The sequence below is a fragment of the Rhizobium sp. CF080 genome (assembly GCF_000282095.2).
In the GTDB taxonomy this organism is placed as follows: Bacteria; Pseudomonadota; Alphaproteobacteria; order Rhizobiales; family Rhizobiaceae; genus Neorhizobium.
This window is the reverse complement of sequence record NZ_AKKC02000002.1, coordinates 952,570-972,738: the sequence shown is the minus strand read 5'-3', so window position 1 is coordinate 972,738 and position 20,169 is coordinate 952,570. Positions and strand designations below refer to the sequence as shown.

Annotated in this window: 20 protein-coding genes and 2 riboswitches; of the genes, 15 read left to right on the top strand and 5 right to left on the bottom strand. The window is 64.4% G+C overall.

Annotation, left to right across the window (positions count from 1 at the left end; genetic code table 11):
* Positions 1-2: 2 nt before the first annotated feature.
* From cobO to PMI07_RS05860, 3 genes are read right to left on the bottom strand one after another with little or no spacing between them, the layout of a single operon-like run.
* A complete protein-coding gene (gene cobO / locus PMI07_RS05870) occupies positions 3-617 on the bottom strand; it encodes a cob(I)yrinic acid a,c-diamide adenosyltransferase (protein ID WP_007754888.1) in 615 nt (204 codons plus the stop codon).
* A complete protein-coding gene (locus PMI07_RS05865; protein WP_007754889.1) occupies positions 614-1,378 on the bottom strand; it encodes a CbtA family protein in 765 nt (254 codons plus the stop codon). The genes cobO and PMI07_RS05865 overlap by 4 nt, the downstream gene beginning before the upstream one ends.
* 13 nt (positions 1,379-1,391) lie before the next feature.
* Positions 1,392-1,568, bottom strand: a complete 177-nt coding sequence (locus PMI07_RS05860) for a CbtB-domain containing protein (protein ID WP_007754891.1) — start codon at positions 1,566-1,568, stop codon at positions 1,392-1,394.
* A 37-nt stretch (positions 1,569-1,605) separates the two neighbouring features.
* Positions 1,606-1,820: riboswitch (cobalamin riboswitch) on the bottom strand.
* Between the two features lie 59 nt (positions 1,821-1,879).
* Positions 1,880-2,089: riboswitch (cobalamin riboswitch) on the top strand.
* A 104-nt stretch (positions 2,090-2,193) separates the two neighbouring features.
* Between PMI07_RS05860 and PMI07_RS05855 the strand changes: the two genes are divergently transcribed.
* The 7 genes from PMI07_RS05855 to PMI07_RS05825 are packed head-to-tail and all read left to right on the top strand — an operon-like array spanning position 2,194 to position 10,615.
* Positions 2,194-2,604, top strand: coding sequence for a DUF1636 domain-containing protein (locus PMI07_RS05855; protein WP_007754893.1), 411 nt, complete (start codon positions 2,194-2,196; stop codon positions 2,602-2,604).
* Complete coding sequence (cobW, locus tag PMI07_RS05850) at positions 2,601-3,638, top strand: cobalamin biosynthesis protein CobW (protein WP_007754894.1); 1,038 nt, start codon at positions 2,601-2,603, stop codon at positions 3,636-3,638. The genes PMI07_RS05855 and cobW overlap by 4 nt, the downstream gene beginning before the upstream one ends.
* 30 nt (positions 3,639-3,668) lie before the next feature.
* Entirely contained in the window at positions 3,669-7,178 is a 3,510-nt protein-coding gene (gene cobN, locus PMI07_RS05845; RefSeq protein ID WP_024163598.1) for a cobaltochelatase subunit CobN, read from the top strand.
* The gene (gene cobG, locus PMI07_RS05840) at positions 7,175-8,488 is read left to right on the top strand and encodes a precorrin-3B synthase (RefSeq protein WP_007769512.1); all 1,314 of its coding nucleotides are present in this window, start codon (positions 7,175-7,177) and stop codon (positions 8,486-8,488) included. Before cobN ends, cobG begins: the two co-directional genes overlap by 4 nt.
* Positions 8,485-9,114 (top strand): precorrin-8X methylmutase, encoded by a 630-nt coding sequence (locus tag PMI07_RS05835; protein ID WP_007769513.1) that lies wholly within the window; start codon positions 8,485-8,487, stop codon positions 9,112-9,114. Before cobG ends, PMI07_RS05835 begins: the two co-directional genes overlap by 4 nt.
* Positions 9,111-9,851: a precorrin-2 C(20)-methyltransferase gene (locus tag PMI07_RS05830; protein WP_024163597.1), complete on the top strand. Its 741-nt coding sequence runs from the start codon at positions 9,111-9,113 to the stop codon at positions 9,849-9,851. Before PMI07_RS05835 ends, PMI07_RS05830 begins: the two co-directional genes overlap by 4 nt.
* The gene (locus PMI07_RS05825; protein ID WP_007754415.1) at positions 9,848-10,615 is read left to right on the top strand and encodes a precorrin-3B C(17)-methyltransferase; all 768 of its coding nucleotides are present in this window, start codon (positions 9,848-9,850) and stop codon (positions 10,613-10,615) included. Before PMI07_RS05830 ends, PMI07_RS05825 begins: the two co-directional genes overlap by 4 nt.
* Here the strand turns inward: PMI07_RS05825 and PMI07_RS05820 are convergent.
* Entirely contained in the window at positions 10,591-11,346 is a 756-nt protein-coding gene (locus tag PMI07_RS05820) for a cobalt-precorrin-6A reductase (RefSeq protein ID WP_007754417.1), read from the bottom strand. The two genes, PMI07_RS05825 and PMI07_RS05820, sit on opposite strands and share 25 nt — an antisense overlap.
* Position 11,347: 1 nt before the next feature.
* Between PMI07_RS05820 and PMI07_RS05815 the strand changes: the two genes are divergently transcribed.
* Genes PMI07_RS05815 through cobM form a run of 3 tightly spaced genes read left to right on the top strand, consistent with a single transcriptional unit; the run spans position 11,348 to position 13,766 of the window.
* Positions 11,348-12,601, top strand: a complete 1,254-nt coding sequence (locus PMI07_RS05815) for a bifunctional cobalt-precorrin-7 (C(5))-methyltransferase/cobalt-precorrin-6B (C(15))-methyltransferase (RefSeq protein ID WP_007754419.1) — start codon at positions 11,348-11,350, stop codon at positions 12,599-12,601.
* Entirely contained in the window at positions 12,598-12,984 is a 387-nt protein-coding gene (locus tag PMI07_RS05810) for a cobalamin biosynthesis protein (protein ID WP_024163596.1), read from the top strand. The genes PMI07_RS05815 and PMI07_RS05810 overlap by 4 nt, the downstream gene beginning before the upstream one ends.
* Positions 12,981-13,766 (top strand): precorrin-4 C(11)-methyltransferase, encoded by a 786-nt coding sequence (gene cobM / locus PMI07_RS05805; protein WP_007774540.1) that lies wholly within the window; start codon positions 12,981-12,983, stop codon positions 13,764-13,766. Before PMI07_RS05810 ends, cobM begins: the two co-directional genes overlap by 4 nt.
* Here cobM and PMI07_RS05800 read toward each other — a convergent pair.
* Positions 13,739-14,851: a cobalt-precorrin-5B (C(1))-methyltransferase gene (locus PMI07_RS05800; RefSeq protein ID WP_037085287.1), complete on the bottom strand. Its 1,113-nt coding sequence runs from the start codon at positions 14,849-14,851 to the stop codon at positions 13,739-13,741. The two genes, cobM and PMI07_RS05800, sit on opposite strands and share 28 nt — an antisense overlap.
* A gap of 53 nt (positions 14,852-14,904) precedes the next feature.
* On the opposite strand from PMI07_RS05800, the gene cobA reads away from it, so the two are divergent.
* The 5 genes from cobA to PMI07_RS05775 all read left to right on the top strand — a co-directional run bounded on the left by cobA (position 14,905) and on the right by PMI07_RS05775 (position 20,139).
* A complete protein-coding gene (gene cobA, locus PMI07_RS05795; protein ID WP_024163595.1) occupies positions 14,905-15,684 on the top strand; it encodes a uroporphyrinogen-III C-methyltransferase in 780 nt (259 codons plus the stop codon).
* Positions 15,681-16,994: a cobyrinate a,c-diamide synthase gene (locus PMI07_RS05790; protein WP_007767034.1), complete on the top strand. Its 1,314-nt coding sequence runs from the start codon at positions 15,681-15,683 to the stop codon at positions 16,992-16,994. Before cobA ends, PMI07_RS05790 begins: the two co-directional genes overlap by 4 nt.
* Positions 16,995-17,132: 138 nt before the next feature.
* A complete protein-coding gene (kynU, locus tag PMI07_RS05785; protein WP_007767036.1) occupies positions 17,133-18,326 on the top strand; it encodes a kynureninase in 1,194 nt (397 codons plus the stop codon).
* Between the two features lie 4 nt (positions 18,327-18,330).
* Positions 18,331-18,846, top strand: coding sequence for a MarR family winged helix-turn-helix transcriptional regulator (locus PMI07_RS33475; protein WP_007767038.1), 516 nt, complete (start codon positions 18,331-18,333; stop codon positions 18,844-18,846).
* A 144-nt stretch (positions 18,847-18,990) separates the two neighbouring features.
* Positions 18,991-20,139: an ABC transporter substrate-binding protein gene (locus PMI07_RS05775; protein ID WP_007767039.1), complete on the top strand. Its 1,149-nt coding sequence runs from the start codon at positions 18,991-18,993 to the stop codon at positions 20,137-20,139.
* The last annotated feature ends 30 nt before the right edge of the window (positions 20,140-20,169 follow it).

Sequence of the window (20,169 nt, the reverse complement as noted above, 5' to 3'; positions counted from 1 at the left end):
GCTTAAAACTCGATGCCGGCCTGGGCCTTCACGCCCGCCTTGAAGTGATGCTTGACCAGCGTCATCTCGGTGACCATGTCGGCCGCCTCGATCAGCGCAGGCTTGGCATTGCGGCCGGTAACGACCACATGCAGATCCGGTCGCCGCGCCTGGAGCGCCGAGACGATGTTATCGAGGTCGAGGTAGTCATAACGCAGCGCGATGTTGAGTTCGTCGAGGATGACGAGCCCGATCGTCTCGTCCGCCATCAGCTCGAGCGCCTTTTCCCAGGCCTTTTCCGCCGCGGCGACATCCCGCTTCAGGTCCTGAGTTTCCCAGGTGAAACCCTCGCCCATCGTGTGCCAGACGACGCGATCGCCGAAGACGGCAAGCGCCGGCTGCTCCCCGGTCGACCAGGCGCCCTTGATGAACTGCACCACGCCGACCCGGCGATTGTTGCCGAGCATGCGCAGCGCCAGGCCGAAGGCGGCGGTGGATTTGCCCTTGCCGGATCCGGTATGGACGATGAGAAGACCCTTTTCCTGGGTCTTCTCCGCCACTTCCGCATCCTGCACCGCCTTGCGGTTCGCCATCTTGGCGCGATGGCGCTCGGCTGCGGCCTCGTCGATCTCCTTCACCGGGAAGCAAGCCTCGCCGGGGTCCCGGCAGAAACTTCCTCGCCAGCCCGGAATCTTTCGCGGATCACTCCGGTAAGCGCGCCGAGAACGGCCCAGAACACCAGGTTGGTGGCATAGACCGCGTTGACGAAGCGGGCATAGAGATCCATCGGAACCGCGGTTTCATGGCTGGGCGGCAGCGGCGCGCCGACGAGATGCGGAGCGATCAGCAGCACGATAGCCAGCGCAGCGAACACGGCCGAGCGCGTATAGACGAGAAGGCCGAGGCCGATTGCAGTACAGACAGCCGTCGAGACCCACCAGATCTGGCGCGGTCCGAGTTCGGCAGCCGGCATGCCGGGCAGTTCCGGCGGCAGGCCGAGGCCCGGCGCGAGGATGACGGTGAGGAAGCCGGCAATACCGAACATAAGGCCGCTGCGCCAGCCCTTGAAGCCGCCGAAGGCTTCCGAAACGGCGATGAGGACGAGGGCAAAACCGATGCCGGACAGCATGTCTGCGGCGAGCGTATAGATGAAGCGCTCGAAGCCGTCAGCAGGCGCCCAGGCCTCTTCCTCATGGTGGTGATCGGCAGCAGGTGCCGCGGCGCCGGGTGCCGAGGGCGCGGCGCCATGACTATGGCCCGCCTCGGGTGCAGCATTTTCGAATACTTCCGCCTGCAGGATCAGCGGCACAGTGGAGAAGCTCTGCATTACGGTGAGCAGCAATCCGGACAAAAGCCCGGCGATCACCGCCGTGAAGACGATGTTACGAAACAGCGACATGTAGGGGATCTCCTCAGTGGCAGGGGAAGGCGAGCGAGTGGCGCGTGTCATGCGCGGCATTGTGGACGACTTCCAGATGCGAGAAGCCGACAAAGCCGACGATGAACAGGCCGAGCAGGGCCGTCATGCTGAGGGGAATGATCTTCGAAGCGGAAATGCTGACTGCAGCTGCAGCAGAATTCAGTACCATGGTCTCGTCCTTTCGCCCTCCACCCGAGGGCCATTCTACGTTCTTTGCCGCCTCTGGCAGGTCTCCTGGCTCGCGGATCGGACGCCTTTACCCGCCTTCCCGGATTTCTCCAGTGGCTTGACGGCCGAACGGCCGTTTTGGGCAAAGACTTTCCGCTTACAGTTGCGGGGGCAGCCGCGGGTTAAACGATAGAATTCGTCGCACCGCATTCCCTCTAAAACCCTTCCGGGCACCATAGGCTGGGTCACTATAGACGAATTCAGCCTCACGGCAATCGCCTTTGCGACGCATTGACATGGGTGTGCGACCGGGCTTACTTGAAACGAGATGGTCCCTTTCCGGCAACGGGGAGGGCTAAGAGAGAATGCGGTGCGATCCTTTCCCAAGGATCAATGCCGCGGCTGCCCCCGCAACTGTAGGCGGCGAGCCGTTTGCCGAGAGGCCACTGGAGAAATCCGGGAAGGCAGGCAAATGGCGACGACCCGCGAGCCAGGAGACCTGCCGTCCGATAATTTTGCTTCACCGGGCGGGGTGCTCCGGAGGAAGTTTCTCGATCACCGCAGGCGGTTTTGGCCCTCTGCTCCGCGCCCCGATTTTTCGACCCCGGCGGGAACGCGGCTGACCGATGAGTGACCACCGACCAGATGATCCGGCGACCGCCGGCCCGGCAGATGTGACGATTTTCGTCTGCACGAATTGCCGTGACGCCTCCGACGGCGAAATCCGGCCGGGCATCGCCCTGATCGCGGCGCTACGCGAAGCGGCCGCCGGCAAGCCGCTCGCCGTCAAGCCGGTCACCTGCCTCGCCAATTGCGAAAAGAGCCCGAGCGCCGCCTTCAACCACAAGAGCGGCTGGTCCTATGTCTTCGGGCATCTGTCGCTCGACAATGTCGAGGACATCGTCACCGGAGCGATGATGCTGGCCGAGGACGAGCGCGGTTTCCTTCCCCTTCGCGGCCGCCCGACCTGCCTGCGCGGCAAGGGCATGACGGCCCGTATTCCACCCTTTCATCACCACGAGGACATGCCATCATGAGCGTTTCGTTCGACCGCGTTCCCTGCACCGTCGTTACCGGGTTTCTGGGAGCCGGCAAGACCACGCTGATCCGAAACCTGATTGAGAACCTCAAGGGCAAGCGGCTGGCGATCATCGTCAACGAATTCGGCGATGTCGGCATCGACGGCGAGGTGCTGAAAGGCTGCGGCATCGAAAGCTGCCCGGAAGACAACATCATCGAGCTTGCCAACGGCTGCATCTGCTGCACCGTGGCGGACGATTTCGTGCCGGCGATCGACCAGATCCTCGCCATCGAACCGCGCGTCGACCATATCCTCATCGAAACCTCCGGCCTCGCCCTGCCGAAGCCGCTCGTCCAGGCCTTCCAATGGCCGGACGTCAAGGCACGCGTGACGGTTGACGCAGTGATTGCCGTGGTCGACGGGCTGGCGCTCGCCGAGGGCCGCGTTGCCGATGACCATGAAGCGCTCGAAGCCCAACGCCAGGCGGACGGCTCGATCGACCACGACGATCCGGTCGAGGAAGTGTTCGAGGACCAGGTGGCCTGCGCCGACATGATCGTGCTGACCAAGAGCGACCTTCTCGATGCCGGCGGGCTGGCAATCGCCAGGGACCGCGTCGCCGCACATCTGCCGCGGGCCGTCAAGATCGTCTCGGCCGCCAATGGCGCCATCGACCCGGCCGTGCTGATCGGTCTCGGCCTCGCCGTTGAGGACGATATCGAAAACCGCAAGACCCATCATGACGACGAACTCGACCACGATCACGACGATTTCGACAGTTTCGTCGTCGACTTGGCCGCAGTGACCGATGCCGAAAGCCTGGCCGCCCGTATCTCGGCGACGGCGGAAGCGGAAAACGTGCTGCGCATAAAAGGCTTTGTGGAAGTCGCGAACAAGCCGATGCGCCTGCAGGTTCAGGCGGTAGGATCGCGCGTGAACCATTATTTCGACCGCGCCTGGGCGCCGGGCGAAGCGCGGGCAAGCCGCCTCGTCGTGATCGGCGAAAAGGGCATCGATCGCGCAGCGATCGAAAGGATGCTGGCCGCCTGACGGGGTCATAGGAAGCAGTCTGAGAAAAGGATGCATATACTCGCCACCACATCGTCGTCGCTCGACGACCTGATCGAACCGGTCGACCTCAACCAGTCGCCGGCCGATGTGGTGGTGCTGTCCTTTTCCGGCAGCGACCTGAACGGCATTGCTGCCGTGTGGAATAAGCCTGCAGGCGGCGGGAGCGATACCCCCCTCTGGCCTGCCGGCCATCTCCCCCTCAAGGGGGGAGATTGGCAAGATGCACCCGCCTCCCTCAAAAGCCAACGCCGGAGTGACGCGAGGCCTAGCCACGATTCGATCTCCCCCCCTGAGGGGGAGATGGCCGGCAGGCCAGAGGGGGGTGGCCCCTCCGAACACAACTCGGGCAAGCTTAGTCCCCCCATTCCTCCAACTATCCGCCTCACCAACCTCTCCGATCTCCGCCACCCCATGTCGGTGGACCTGTGGATCGAGAAGACGGCGGCGCATGCCAAAGTTATCCTCGTACGCATCCTCGGCGGCTATGACCGCTGGTCCTACGGCGTCGAGGAACTTTCGCGACTGGCGCGCTCGAAGAAGATCATGCTGGCGCTGCTGCCCGGCGAATGCAGCATCCGCGACGAGCGGCTCGCCGCGGCCTCCACGGTCTCGGAAAACCAGCTCGCCGGCCTTCTGTCCTGCTTCCGCGAAGGCGGGCCGGACAATATGCGGCTCCTCGCAAAATTGCTGACGGCCCTGGCCGAGGGTGGAACGGAACCTCTGCCACAGGCAGCACCAATGCCGAAGGCCGGCTGCTACAAGCCGGGAACGGGCATCGTCGAGGCCGATGACCTTCTTGGCGGCCTTGCACCGGATGCACCGCGCCTGCCGATCCTGTTCTACCGGTCCATGCTGCTTGCTAATGACGCCGCACCGATCGACGCACTGTTCGAGGCGCTGGCTAACCGCGGCTTCGCGCCGGTACCCGTCTTTGTCTCCGGCCTGAAGGATGCCGACGCCGTCGCCTTCGTCGAACAGGCAATCTTGGATCTCAAGCCCACGGCGATCCTTTCGACCACCGCCTTTGCCAGCGGCACGGACGAGAACGGCGAAACGATTTTCGACCGCACCGGCGTGCCGGTGTTCCAGATCGTCGTCGCCACCACACGGCGCGAAGGCTGGGCAGAAAACCGGCGCGGCCTCAACCCCGCCGACCTCGCCATGCATGTCGTCCTGCCGGAGCTCGACGGACGCATCCTGGCCGGCGCGATTTCCTTCAAGGCGGGGGACAATTCCGCGCACCTCGTCAACCAGCCGGAACCGGACCGGGTTGAACAGGTCGTCGACCGTATCGCCGCTTTCCTTCGCTTGAAAGCCGCGCCGCGTGCCGAACGCCGAATCGTCATCCTGATGCCGGACTATCCGAGCGCACCGGGACGCACCGGTTATGCCGTCGGTCTGGACGTTCCGCAAAGCGTACTCGTGATGATGCGCGAGCTATCCGTAGCCGGCTATGATGTTTCGGATATTCCCGAGAACTCCCGTGATCTTCTCGATCACCTGAGTGCAAAATCCGCCACCCATGCGCTCGCCGCCTACAGCTCCGTAGCCGCAGCAGAAGCGGCTTGGGGCGCAGCCGAGCTGGATGAAGACCTGGAAGGCGGCGCTTTCCGGTTCCGCGCCGCAAGCTTCGGCAATGTCACTGTTGCACTCGCGCCCGATCGCGGCCGAAACTCCGAGCGCCGCGCCGACTACCACAGCCCCGACCTGCCTCCCCGCCACGCGCTGATCGCGTTTGGCCAATGGATGCGCAAGACGCTCGACGCCCATGCGATCGTCCATGTCGGCGCGCACGGGACGCTCGAATGGCTGCCGGGCAAGACCGTGGCTTTGTCAAAAAGCTGCTTCCCCGAGATCGTCACCGGTGGACTGCCGGTCATCTATCCCTTCATCGTCTCCAATCCGGGCGAGGCCGCGGTCGGCAAAAGGCGGATTGCCGCCGTCACCATCGGCCATCTGCCGCCGGTTCTGGCCGGTGCCGGACTTTCCGACGAACAGAAGAAGCTGGAACTGCTGGTGGACGAATATGCCCAGGCCGACGGGCTGGATCGCCGCCGCCGCGACCGGCTGGCCAAGCTGATCGTCGAGACCGCCCGCGATACCGGGCTGGCCGGCGAGGCCGGTGTCTCAAATGATGACGATCCGGATATGGCACTCACCCGCATCGACGCCTTTCTCTGTGATCTCAAGGATTTCGCCATCAAGGACGGCCAGCACGTCTTCGGGCAGGTCGCGCCCGGCGACGACGATCCGCTTCGCGTTCGAAGCGCCGAAACTGAACGCCAGGCTTTGCTCGACGCGCTGGACGGAAAACATATTCGCCCCGGCCCATCCGGAGCCCCGGCGCGCGGCCGCCGCGACGTGATGCCGACCGGCCGCAACCTCTTCGCCAGCGATCCCCGCACGCTGCCGACCCCGACTGCCTTCGAACTCGGCAAACGCGCGGCCAACGAAATCCTGCGACGTTACCTGCAGGACCACGGCGACTGGCCGAAAAGCCTCGTTTTCGATCTCTGGGGCAGCGCGTCTCTGCGTAGCGGCGGCGAAGAAGTCGCCCAGGTTCTGGCGCTGATGGGCGCAAGACCGGTTCAGGATATGGCGACCGGCCGTGTCACCGGTATCGAAGTCCTGCCGCCGGCAGCGCTCGGCCGCCCGCGCGTCGACGTGAGCTTGAGGATTTCCGGCCTGTTCCGCGACATGTTTCCGGCTCTCATCGCTTTGCTCGACGCCGCCATGCGCGCCATCGCCGCCCGCGAGGAAGCGCCGGGCGACAATCCTCTTGCGGAAGAAGCGGATAAGCTCGGACACGTACCGCCGCGCATATTTGGCTCCGCGCCCGGCACCTACGGCGCCGGTATCGAGGAAAAGCTCGCGGATGGCGCCTGGACGGAACGTGAAGAACTCGGCCGTCTCTATCTCGACGCCACGAGCCATGCCTTTGGCGGTGCCGAAGGCGACGCCAGCCATGTGCCCGGCCAATTCGCAAACCGCATCGGGACGGCCGACCTTCTGGTCCATACCGGCGACGATCCCGGCCGCGACCTGCTGGACGGCTCGGCCGATGTCGCCTTCATCGGCGGATTTTCGGCGGCGGTCGCAGCACTCGGCGGCAAGGCGGACGTGATCGCGCTCGACACGACCGATCCGCAAAAGCCCCGCGCCCGCTCGATCTCCGAAGCGGTGACCCGCGTGGTGCGCGCCCGCGCCGTCAACGCGCGTTTCATCGCCGGTCAGATGCGCCATGGTCCGCGCGGCGCCGCCGAACTGGTGGAGACGGTCGACCGGCTGATCGGTTTTGCCGAGACCACCCATGCCATTCCCCAGTCGCTGATCGAGGCAACTTACGACGCTTATCTCGGCGACGATTCCGTCCGCGATTTCCTGCTGATCCAGAACCCGGAAGGTGCGCGCTTCATGGCCGAGCGGTTTCGCTCCGCGCTTCGCCGCGGCCTCTGGCATCCCCGCCGCAACGCGGTCGATGCCGAGCTCGAAATGCTCACGCGGGAGAAGGTCGCATGACGGCACTCTCCCTCGATCGAAGCACGCTGGACATGCGCCGCGGCGCCTGCCCCGCCCTGTCGGCGCCGATGATGACCGGTGACGGGCTTCTCGCCCGCGTGGCGCTGACCGATGCGATCACCCCGACACAACTGGCCGAACTCTGCCGGCTGGCACGGCGCCACGGCAACGGCATTCTCGATATCTCCGCGCGCGGCAACCTGCAGGTCCGGGGATTGAGTGGGACCTCGGCCCCTCTTCTCGACGCCGAGATCCGCGCCCTGAACCTGCCGCTTCGCGATGGCCTCGCGGTCGAAACCCCGCCCTTGGCCGGGGTTGACGCGACCGAGATCGCCGACCCGCGGCCTATAGCCGAGGCGATCCGCCAAGCTGCACGCGAGATTGTCGGCCTCGCGCCGAAGATGTCGGTGGTGGTTGACGGTGGCGGACAGCTCCGGCTTTCCGACCTACTGGCCGATATCCGGCTCGTTGCCATTTCCAACGAGGAAGGCATGCGCTGGAAGCTGCTTCTGGGCGACACGGAAGCAACCGGCCGCGTTTTCAATGTTTTACGTGAAACAGATGCAATCTCCGCGACCCTGGAACTGCTTCGCAAGCTTGCAGTGATGGGGACGAGGGCCCGGGGCCGCGACCTCGCGGCCGGACTGCCGAAGAACAACGGCGTCAACCACGCGGCCTCACCTTTCGACACCTTCCACGTTTCCAATAACCTTTTTGCAGCAGGCATCGGCCCGGCCTTCGGTCAGGCGAAAGCCGAGGACCTGATCGCCCTTTGCGATGAAGCCGAGCGTCTCGGAATACAATCCCTGAAACCGGCCTTCGATCATTCGCTCCTGTTTTTCGCCGCTCAAACCGCCTGCGAGGCGCTGACCGCCTTTGCCGGCGGCAACGGCTTCGTCACCTCGCCGAGCGATCCACGTTCGGCCATTGCCGCCTGCTCTGGAAGCCCGGCCTGCAATTCCGCGACCATCGCCACCCATGAACTCGCCGCCAAAGCGGCAGAGGATTGCGGCGACCTGCTGGACGGTTCGTTCAAGCTGCACGTGACCGGCTGCCCCAAGGGCTGCGCCCATCCCGAACCCTCCGCGCTTGCATTTTGCGGAACCACCGCCGGTCTTTCGCTGATCACACAAGGAAAAGCGGCCGACGAGCCCTTTGCCTCGGTCGCTTTTGCCGATACCAACAACTCCCTTCGCCGCATCGCCGATCTCGTCCGTAACGAGCGGCAAACCGGTGAAAATTCCGCAGCCTGCCTCGCCCGTCTGGGACCGCGCCGGCTTGCTGCGGCCGTTATGTCAGGACGACCATGAACAGTTACGATTACATCCGCGAAGGCGACGCGATCTACGAAAAATCCTTCGCCATCATCCGCGAAGAAGCGGACCTCTCGCCCTTCTCGTCGGAACAGGCCGATATCGCGGTGCGCATGATCCACGCCTGCGGGCTGGTCGAGGCGGCTCAGCATTTCCGGTTTTCCAAGGATTTCGTGGCCCAGGCGCGCGGCGCGCTTCATGCCGGCAAGCCGATCTATTGCGACGCCGAAATGGTGGCGCACGGCATTACCCGCGCCCGCCTGCCGGCCCACAACCAGGTGATCTGCACGCTGCGCGACAGCCGCACGATCGAGCTTGCAAAAACGCTCGGCAACACCCGCTCGGCAGCAGCGCTCGACCTCTGGGACGACCTAGAAGGCGCGGTAGTCGCGATCGGCAATGCTCCGACCGCGCTGTTCCGCCTGCTCGAAATGCTGGATGCTGGCGCGCCGCGACCGGCCGCGATCATCGGCATGCCGGTCGGTTTCGTCGGTGCAGCGGAATCCAAGGAAGCGCTGATGGAGGCGACGCTCGGCATTCCCTATGCGATCGTGCGCGGCCGCATGGGCGGCTCGGCGATGACGGCTGCCTGCGTCAATGCACTGGCGAGGGCCGGACTGTGAACGCCGCACTCCTCAAGGGCAAGCTCACAGGCGTCGGCACCGGACCCGGCGATCCCGAACTGCTGACGCTGAAGGCGGTACGCGCCATCAACGAAGCGGATGTGATCGCCTTCTTCTGCAAGAAAGGCTCGAGCGGCAACGGCCGCGCCATCGTCGAGGCGCATATCCGTCCGGGCACGCTCGAACTGCCGCTGGTCTATCCGGTCACGGTCGAGACCCACAAGGACGAGGCCGATTATCGCGGCCCGATCGCCGATTTCTTCGATCGCTCCGCGGACGACATCGCCACGCTCCTCGATGCCGGCAAGAATGTCGCCGTGCTGAGCGAGGGCGATCCGCTGTTCTACGGATCCTACATGCACCTGCATGTACGGCTGGCCGACCGCTACCAGGCGGAAGTCGTGGCAGGCGTCACCGCCATGTCCGGCTGCTGGTCGATGACCGGAATGCCGCTCGTCCAGGGCGACGATATCTTGAGCGTGCTGCCCGGCACACTGTCCGAAGAGAAGCTCGCGGAGCGGCTCGGAAACACCGACGGCGCAGTGATCATGAAAGTCGGCCGCAACCTGCCAAAGATCCGGCGAGCGCTGGCCTCGGTCGGCAAGCTGTCCGGCGCGCTTTACGTGGAGCGTGGCACCATGGCAAACGGGACCGCTCAAAGACTGGAAGAGCGCGACGAGAGCCCGGCTCCCTATTTCTCGATCGTCCTCGTGCCCGGCTGGAAGGCCCGGCCATGAAAGCGGGTTCGCTGACCGTCGTTGGCCTCGGCCCCGGCAACCCGGACCAGATGACACCGGAGGCTCTCACCGCAGTTGCGGCCGCAGAGGATTTTTTCGGCTATTTTCCCTATATCGACCGGCTGAACCTCCGGCCCGACCAACGCCGCCATGCATCCGATAACCGGGAAGAACTGGCGCGCGCCCGCGCCGCGCTCGAAATGGCGGCTGGCGGAGGCAAGGTCTGTGTCGTCTCGGGCGGCGATCCCGGCGTATTCGCCATGGCCGCCGCGGTCTGCGAGGCGATCGACGAAGGTCCAGCCTTATGGCGCCAGATCGATTTTTCGGTCGTTCCCGGCATCACCGCCATGTTGGCCGTCGCGGCCAAAGCCGGTGCGCCGCTCGGTCATGATTTCTGCGCCATCTCGCTTTCGAACAATCTGAAGCCCTGGGACGTGATCGAGAAACGGCTGATCGCCGCGGCGACGGCCGGTTTCGTGATGGCCTTTTACAATCCGGTCAGCAAGGCGCGTCCGCATCAGCTCGGCGAGGCCTTCGATATTCTGCGCGCCCATCTGCCCGCCACCGTGCCGGTGATCTTCGGCAGAGCCGCCGGCCGGCCGGATGAGGCTATCCGTGTCGTGCTGTTGTCAGACGCGAGAAGCGACATGGCCGACATGGCGACCTGCGTGATCGTCGGCACCGCGGAAACGCGGGTGATCGAGCGGGAGAACCAGCGGCCAATCGTCTATTCCCCGCGTTATTTCAAAGGCGCTGGCACATGATCGAGCCAAGCCAGCATTTCACCGACAGTTTCGACGGACGGCACATCCGGCAGGTCCGGACGGCGGATCAGAATGACGTCGATGCCGAGATCGCGCGCAGCGGCGATCTTCCCGTAGCTCGCCGGCCCGCCGCTGTTCTTGGCGACGATGACCTCGATGCCATGGTCCTGCAGAAGGCTGGCCTCGTCCGCCTGCCGGAACGGACCGCGCGCCGTCAAATAGACCGCGTTAGGGACGGCAAGCGGCGGCTCGACCGGATCAACGCTGCGGACCAAATAGGCGTGCTGCGGCGCAGCCTCGAAGGGCAGAAGCTCCTGACGTCCGAGCGTCAGGAAGGTTTTTCGCGGGACCACTCCCAGGATGTGGACCGCATCGGCAACGCTCTCGACTTCGATCCAGCGATCACCGTGCTGCCGCAGCCAGGGCGAGCGCCGCAAGGCGACCAGTGGAACGCCGGAAATCTCGGCAGATCGAGCAGCATTGCGGGAAATCTGCGCCGCATAAGGATGCGTCGCGTCGATCAGGATAGAGACGCCTTTTTGTCGGAGATAAGCGGCAAGCCCTTCGGTACCGCCAAAACCGCCGACACGCACCGGCACGGGTTGCTCGGCCGGCATGCGCGTGCGGCCGGCAAGCGACAGCTCGACAGTAAACCGTGGATCACCAGCGAGCTTTCCGGCCAGCGCGCGAGCTTCCGCCGTGCCGCCGAGAATGAGGATGGAGCGTTGCACGATGCCTCCTGAATCAGCGCAGAAACCTTTAAACCAAAGCCGCTGGCTGTCCATCGTCGGCATCGGCGAGGATGGGGTCGCGGGCCTCGGCGAAAATGCCCGCGCGGCGATTACCTCTGCCGCCGTGGTCTTCGGCGGCAGACGGCATCTGGAACTGGCAGCCACCCTGATCACCGGCGAGGCCCGGCCGTGGCCGACACCGTTTGACCCGACGATGCGCGATGTCGTCGCGCTGCGTGGCCAGAACGTCTGCGTGCTGGCCTCCGGAGACCCCTTTTTCTTCGGCGTCGGCGTCACGCTGTCCCGCCATGTCGCGCCTGAAGAATATGCCGCCTATCCGGCCCCCTCGGCCTTTTCGCTGGCCGCCTCAAGGCTTGGCTGGCCGCTTCAGGACATCGAAACGGTGTCACTGCACGGTCGGCCACTCGAACTCATTCGGCCGTCGCTTCATCCGGGTCGGCGGATCATCGCGCTCACATCCGATGAGAACGGGCCGGCGGCGCTGGCGGAGCTATTGTCCCGCACCGGTTTCGGGCCTTCTCGGATAACCGTTCTGGAATCTCTGGGCGGCGCGGCGGAACGTATCCGTTCGCAGCGGGCAGATAAGTTCGCGCTATCGGATATCGATGTGCTGAATGTCGTCGCCATCGACGTAAAGGTCGAAGCCGGGGCCTTTATCCTTCCGCGCGTCGTCGGGTTGGACGATACGCTGTTCGAACATGACGGGCAGATCACCAAGCGTGAAATCCGGGCGCTGACGCTCTCGGCACTGGCTCCGCACCGTGGCGAACTGCTGTGGGATATCGGCGCCGGATCGGGTTCGATCGGCATCGAATGGATGCTGGCCGATCCTTCCCTGAAAGCCATTGCGATCGAAGCCAACGCCAATCGTGCAGCACGGATCAGGCGGAATGCCGCGGCATTCGGCGTGCCGGGCCTGCGCATCGTCGAAGGCGAAGCCCCGGTGGCTCTGGCCGGCCTGCCGCCGCCGGATGCGATCTTTATCGGCGGAGGTGGCAGCGAGCCCGGCGTTTTCGACACGGCCCTGGATGCGCTGAAGCCAGGCGGGCGGATAGTCGCCAATGCCGTGACGCTGGAAATGGAGGCAGTCCTTCTGGCGGCGCATGCGAAACTCGGCGGCGAGCTGATCCGCATGGAGGTTTCGCGCGCGGCCCCGATCGGCGGCATGTCGGGCTGGAAACCGGCCATGCCGGTTACCCAATGGAGCTGGACGAAACCCGGAGTGAAGCCATGATTGCCGCGGGTCTCGGCTGCCGCAAAGGGACATCTGCGGAAGCGTTGCTTTCGGCGCTGACTGCTGCCTGCGCCGAGGCGAATATTCCGCGTGAATCCGTTTCCATACTGGCGACCGGCGAGATCAAGCGGCATGAGCCGGGAATGATCGAGCTCGCCGAACGGCTGGGCCTGACCTTGCGCATTCTCGACGCGGCTGCACTCAAACACGCTGAAGCCCGCACTAAAACCGTTTCGAAACACAGCCTTGCCCAAACCGCCACACCGAGCCTTTCCGAAGCCGCGGCACTGGCGGCTGCCGGCGAGGCTTCGGAACTGATTGTCGCGCGACTGATCGCCGATGGCGCTACCTGCGCGCTGGCACGCTCGAAGGACCATTCATGACCGTGCATTTCATCGGCGCCGGGCCAGGCGCCGCCGACCTCATCACCGTGCGTGGCCGCGATATTCTCGCCCGCTCGCCCGTCTGCCTCTACGCCGGCTCGATCATGCCGAAGGAACTGCTCGACTATTGCCCGAGGGATGCACGGATCGTCGATACCGGCTCTCTGTCGCTGGACGATATTGAGGCGGAATACGTGTCGGCACATCAGGCCGGCAAGGATGTCGCACGGCTGCATTCCGGCGATCTTTCCGTCTGGAGCGCCGTTGCCGAACAGATCCGCCGGCTGGAAAAGCACGGCATCGACTATACCCTCACTCCCGGCGTGCCCTCCTTTGCCGCCGCCGCGGCAGCTCTGCGGCGAGAGCTGACCATTCCGGAAGTGGCGCAGAGCCTGGTGCTTACCCGCGTTTCCGGTCGCGCTTCGAAAATGCCGGACGGCGAAACGCTGGCGGCCTTCGGCGCGACCGGCGCCACGCTGGCGATCCACCTCGCCATCCATGCGCTCGACCGTATCGTAGCCGAACTGACGCCGTTTTATGGCGCCGATTGCCCGGTCGCGATCGTGGTGCGCGCCTCCTGGCCGGAGGAACGGATCATCCGCGGCACGCTTGCCGACATCGAAGCGAAGCTGGCTGAGGAGCCCGCCGAACGCACGGCATTGATCTTCGTCGGCAAGGGCCTGGGCGCTGCGGATTTCGTCGAGAGCCAGCTTTACAATGCCGATTACGTGCGCCGCTTCCGGCCCGGCTGGCCTCAGGCCGGCGATAAGGATTCCGAATGATCGGACGGCGTAAACGCGGTCTGGCCGACCAACCGGCCCTCGCGATCGTAGACCAGGATTTCCAGCGCGATCTGCGGATCCTTGAGCGCCTTGGCGGCAGTCTTCCAGGCGAGCGCAGCAATCCGGTCGCCCAATGCCAGGCCGTTTTCGCCAGCGAGTGCGAATGCCTGCGACACGGTGTTGGCAGCGGCAATCTGCGCCGCAAGCTCATCGCTCGCCCCGGCTTCGCTTGCCAGTTTCGCCAGAGCCGCGAGATCGGCCAATCCACGCTTGGAATGAACGTCGAGCATGCCCTGAGCGAGCTTGGTCATCTTGGCGACACCGCCTGCGATGGTAACCTTCGGCACTGGATGGTCGCGCAGATATTTCAGCATGCCGCCGACGAAATCGCCCATGTCGATCAGCGCGATCTCGTGCAATCCATGATGCGCCTGCACCGCCTTTTCGGACGTGTTGCCGGTGGCACCCGCCACATGGGTGAGGCCGGCCGCACGCGCGACATCGATGCCGCGCCAGATGGAATGAATCCAGGCCGAGCAGGAAAAGGGAATGACGATTCCCGTCGTGCCGAGGATGGAAATGCCGCCCAGGATCCCCAGCCGGCCGTTCAGCGTCTTCTCGGCGATCTTCTCGCCATCGGCGACGGAAATCTCCACCTCAAAATCGGCCTCGGCGCCGGCGACCTCGGCGATCGCCTGGGCGATCATCTTGCGCGGCACCGGATTGATCGCGGGCTCGCCGACGGGGAGAGGCAGGCCGGCACGGGTGACGGTGCCGACGCCTTCGCCGGCCTTGAAGGTGATGCCGCTGCCCGCCGCGCCGCGCCGCACGGTGCTTTTGATCAGCGCGCCGTGCGTGACATCCGGATCATCGCCGGCATCCTTGACGATCCCGGCTCTCGCAAATCCCTCGCCGGTTTCTTCGACGGCGAGCGCGAAGGATGGCGTCTGCCCGCCGGGCAAAGTCACCTCGATCATATCGGGGAACTTTCCGGAAACGAGGGCAAGACAGGCCGCCTTGCTGGCCGCCGCCGCGCAGGTTCCCGTGGTCCAGCCACGACGCAGGTTCTTGCCATCCGCTTCCATGGCCGTTTCTATAGCCCGACCGGGGCCAAGCGTCACCGGTCAAAGGTCCGCATATGAATGAAAGCATCGAATCCATCGTCGCAGCACCCGTCTTCGAACCCGGCCATGTCTGGCTGGCCGGCGCCGGCCCCGGCCACCCGCGTTACCTGACGCTGGAAGTCGCCGACGCGCTTCGCAAGGCTGACGTGATCGTCCATGACGCGCTGGTCTCCGACGGCGTGCTGTCGCTCGCGAAAACCGTCGAGCTTATCTTCGTCGGAAAACGCGGCGGCAAACCCTCCGTCGCCCAGGACGATATTACCGGCCTGCTAATCGAACTCGCCCGCAAGGGCAAGCGCGTCTTGCGGCTGAAGGGCGGCGATCCCTTCGTGTTCGGGCGCGGCGGCGAGGAAGCGGAAGCGCTTGCCCGAGAAAACATCCCGTTCCGCATCCTGCCGGGCATGACCTCGGCGCTGGCGGCTCTCGCTTCCGCCAATATTCCCGCGACAATGCGGGGAATGAGCCGCGCGATCACCCTTGCCACCGGCCATGCGGCGGGAAGCCCCGGCGATCTGGACTGGAAGGCGCTGGCGAAAACCGGCGAGCCGATCGTCGTTTACATGGGCGTCGGCACGATCGGCACCATCGCCAGGCTGCTGGTCGAAGGCGGGCTGTCGCCGGAAACGCCGGTCGCGGTGCTGATGGCGGCAACCACGCCGGACGAACGCTCGCTGACGGCAACGCTCGCAACCGTGGAAGTGGAAGTCGAGCGGCAGAAATTCGCCGCTCCCGCCTTGATCGTCATCGGCCGGATCGTCTCCATGCAGACCGTCTTGTCGGGTGGCAAGTCATGACCGCCCGCGCGCTCATCATCGGTGCGCCGCGCTCCGGCTCCGGCAAGACCAGCATCACGATCGGCCTCTTGCGCGCCTTCGCCCGCCGCGGCGTCAAGGTCCGCGGCATCAAGACCGGGCCGGATTATATCGATCCCGGTTTCCATGAGGCCGCAACGCATCTGCCGGGCCTCAACCTCGACAGCTGGGCGATGGCGCCGGATCTGCTCCGGCATCTCGCGCGCGGCCAGGCGGAAGATGCGGAACTGCTTTTGATCGAAAGCGCCATGGGCCTGTTCGACGGCATCGTCAGCGAAGAGAACCGTTCGGGCGCCGCCTCCGATCTCGCACGGCTGTTCCATCTGCCCGTGCTGCTGGTGCTGGACGTCTCCGGTCAGTCCCAAACCGCCGGCGCGATCGCCTACGGCTTTGCCCATTATGATCCGACCGTGAAAATCGCGGCCTGCGTCCTCAATCGTGCCGGCAGTGAAAGGCACAAGAAGCTTTGCGGCGATGCCATCCAGGCGGCCGGAATTCCCGTTGTCGGCACCGTCCTGCGCGACCCCTCGCTTATCCTGCCCGAACGGCACCTCGGCCTCGTCCAGGCGAGTGAGCATCCGGAAATGGACGCACATATCGAGCGGCTGGCCGATGCCATGGAAGCCTCGCTCGACCTCGATGCGATCTATGCCGCTGCAAAACCCTTCAATATTCCCAGCGGCTCGACGGAAAAATCACTGCGGCCGCCGGGCCAGCGCATCGCTTTGGCGCAGGATGCCGCCTTCACCTTCCTCTACCCGCATCTGATGCGCGAATGGCGCTCCGCCGGCGCGGAGATCGTCCCCTTCTCGCCGTTGAGCGACGAGGCGCCACCAGCTGGCTGCGATGTCTGTTGGCTGCCGGGCGGGTACCCCGAACTGCACGCGGGACGGCTTGCGGCAGCCGAGAGTTTCAAGACCGGCCTGACGCGATTTGCGGAAACGAAACCGATCCATGGCGAGTGCGGCGGCTACATGGTTCTCGGCGAGACGCTGGAGGATGCCGAGGGCGTGACGCACGCCATGACCGGGCTGCTTTCCCACCGCACCAGTTTCGCCAAGCGCAAGATGAACCTCGGCTACCGCCAGGCGGAACTTGTCCAGGATAGCCCGCTCGGCCGAAAGGGCGACACCATCCGCGGCCATGAATTCCACTATGCCAGCGTGGTCTCGCCAGGTACCGACGCCGCCTTTGCGACGATCGCCGACGGTGGCGGCAAGCTGATCGGTCCGACAGGCGGCCGGCGCGGCCTGGTCAGCGGCGCCTTTTTTCACGCGATTGCTCGCGGTTAACGGCAAGACCGGATTCGCCCCGGAAATAATCGCGAAAGTCGTAAATCTGCCTTGCGCGGAGGATGCCAGCTTCTAGTCTGCGTTGCTTCGGAGCTTAGCTCCCCTCAAACGATTGGTTTCGAACAGCAAGGTGTTCCGGTGACGGATTTCGAAAAGACCCGCTCGCTCTTCTATCTGCCGGAAGGCGTGATCTATCTTGACGGCAATTCGCTCGGACCGCTGCCGCTTGCAGCCAGGGAACGCGTCGCCAAATTGATGACCGATGAATGGGGCGAGCTGCTGATCAAGGGCTGGAACAAGGCCGGCTGGATGATGATGCCGCGCCGGATCGGCGACCGGGTGGCCAAGCTGATCGGGGCGGCGGAAGGCACGGTCGTCATGGGCGACACGCTGTCGATCAAGGTTTACCAGGCGCTCGCTTCCGCATTGGAACTGGTGCCGGAACGCAAGGTCGTGCTGTCCGACAGCGGCAATTTCCCCTCTGACCTCTATATGGCGCAGGGCCTGATCGGCTCGCTCGGCAAGGGTCTTGAGCTGAAGATCGTCGAGCCGGAAGGCGTCGAAGCCGCGATCGACGAAACCGTCGCCGTGGTCATGCTGACCGAAGTCGACTACCGCACCGGCCGGCTGCACGACATGAAGGCGCTGACCGAAAAGGCGCATGCCGCAGGTGCGATCACCGTCTGGGATCTTGCCCATACGGCCGGGGCCCTGCCGGTCGATCTTTCCGGTGCGGACGCGGATTTCGCGGTCGGCTGTACCTACAAGTACCTGAACGGCGGGCCCGGAGCGCCGGCCTTCATCTATGTCGCCCCGCGTCATGCGGACAAGGTGCGGCCGGCGCTGTCCGGCTGGCTGGGACACGAACAGCCCTTCGCCTTCGATCTTGGCTATCGTCCGGGCGGCGGCATCGACCGCATGCGGGTCGGCACGCCGCCGATCATCGGGCTTGCGGCGCTCGACGCCGCACTCGATGCCTGGGACGGGGTCGATATGGCGGACCTGCGGCGGCAGTCGATAGAACTCTGCGATCTGTTCGTCGCGGAAGTCGAAAAGCGCTGCCCGATGCTGAAGCTCGGCTCGCCCCGCGATGGGATGAAGCGCGGCAGCCAGATTTCCTTCCTTCACGATGAAGGCTACGCGATCATGCAGGCCCTGATCGCCAGGGGCGTGATCGGCGATTTCCGCGCCCCGAACGCCATTCGGTTCGGCTTCACACCGCTCTATATCGGCGAGGCCGAGGTATTGGGAGCAGTGGGCATTCTCGAAGACATCATGACCAATCGCCTCTGGGATACCGCCGAATATAGACAGCGGGCGCTGGTGACCTGATCGGATGACGGAAGAACGACCCACGTCCCCCCGAAAGCTCTCCAAGGTCGTGCCTTACAGGCTGGCGCGTAGCAATGCGGAAATGGTCAAGCTGGTCAGCCTGCTCTGCGAGGCCAACGGTTTCAAGCTGAATATCTGGCGGGTCATGTCCGCGATCGGCACCTATAAGTCGATTTCGCCGATGGAAATCGGCAAGCTCACGACCATCGACAAGGCGATGGTATCGCGCGCGATCCGCGAACTCGTCGATCGCGGCCTGATTGACCGCCGCGCCGATGCGCGGGATGCGCGATGGGCCCAGATCGAGCTGACAGCATCAGGAACGGCCGTCTTCGAGAAGATGGCAGCCAGCATCGATGCCCTTGAGAAACATATGTTCGGCGATCTGCCCCCCGAAAAGACCGAGGCATTCATGGAGATGCTCGAACTGATCGAACGGCGCGCCAGATCGGCACGCGATATCGTGGAATTGAACGGCAAAGCCGGGTTCACGCGGCTGCTGGGGCACGACTTCGGTTAGAGAATTTTCAACAGCCGGCTCTATCCCAGGGGCGAATGTAAGCTTTCCATAACCAATATCTGAATTGTTTACAAAGAAACAATCTCCATGTAAACAAATGACAGGGCGGGAGGAGATCGCCCGCTTTTGTTCTGGGAGGATCCTATGAAGAACCGGTTTTTTGCTGGGATGGCGCCCGTTGCCGCCCTGTCCTTGTCCCTATTTGCAAGTTCTGCGCTTGCCGACATCACGATCGGCGTAACCATATCATCGACCGGCCCGGGTGCGGCGCTCGGCATCCCGCTCAAGAATTCCGTCGAGTTGTGGCCGACCGAAGTGGGCGGCGAAAAGCTGAAGGTCATCGTTCTCGACGATGCCGGCGATCCGTCCATCGCTACCACCAATGCCCGCCGCTTCGTCAACGACGACAAGGTCGATGTGATGGTCGGCTCGGCGCTGACCCCCGCTTCGATCGCCGTCGCCGGGGTCGCCGCTGAAAGCAGCACACCGCATCTCGGATGCTCGCCGGTTCCGCCGAACATTTCCAAGGGCAAGTGGACCTTCATCATGCCGCAGGATGCCGGCCTGATCGCCAAAAACCTGTTTGCCAAGATGAAGGCCGACGGCGTCAAGACAGTCGGTTATATCGGCTTCTCGGATAGCTACGGCGACCTGTGGATGGGCCAGTTCAAGGCAATCGGGGAACAGTACGGCCTGAAGGTCATCGCCGACGAGCGTTACGCCCGCCCGGACACCTCCGTTTCCGGCCAGGTGCTGAAACTCGTCGCAGCCCGTCCGGATGCCGTTTTCGTCGGCGCTTCCGGCACCGGCGCGGCACTGCCGCAGATCGGTCTTCGCGAACGTGGCTTTACCGGCAAGATCTACCAGACCCATGGCGCCGTGACCTTCGACTTCCTGCGCATCGCCGGCAAGGCTGCCGACAACACCATCTTCGCCTCCGGCCCGGCCATGGCGCCGGAAGCCCTGCCCGATACCGCCGAGACCAAGGCGGAAGGCATGGCCTATGTCACGGCCTATGAAAAGAAGTTCGGCCCCGGCACCCGCACCCAGTTCGGCCCGCATATCAACGATGCCATGGCCATCCTCAAGAAGGCCATCCCGATCGCGTTGAAGAAGGCAAAGCCCGGCACGCCGGAATTCCGCGCCGCACTCCGTGACGCGATCGAAACCGGCGGTCCGTTCGCGGCAAGCCAGGGCGTCTTCAACTTCAAGGCCGACGATCACCTTGGCCTCGACGACCGCGCCGTCGTGCTGTTCACGGCCAAGAACGGCAAGTTCGAAATCACCAAGTAAGCCAGCAACGAACGAGGCCCGGCGTCCGCG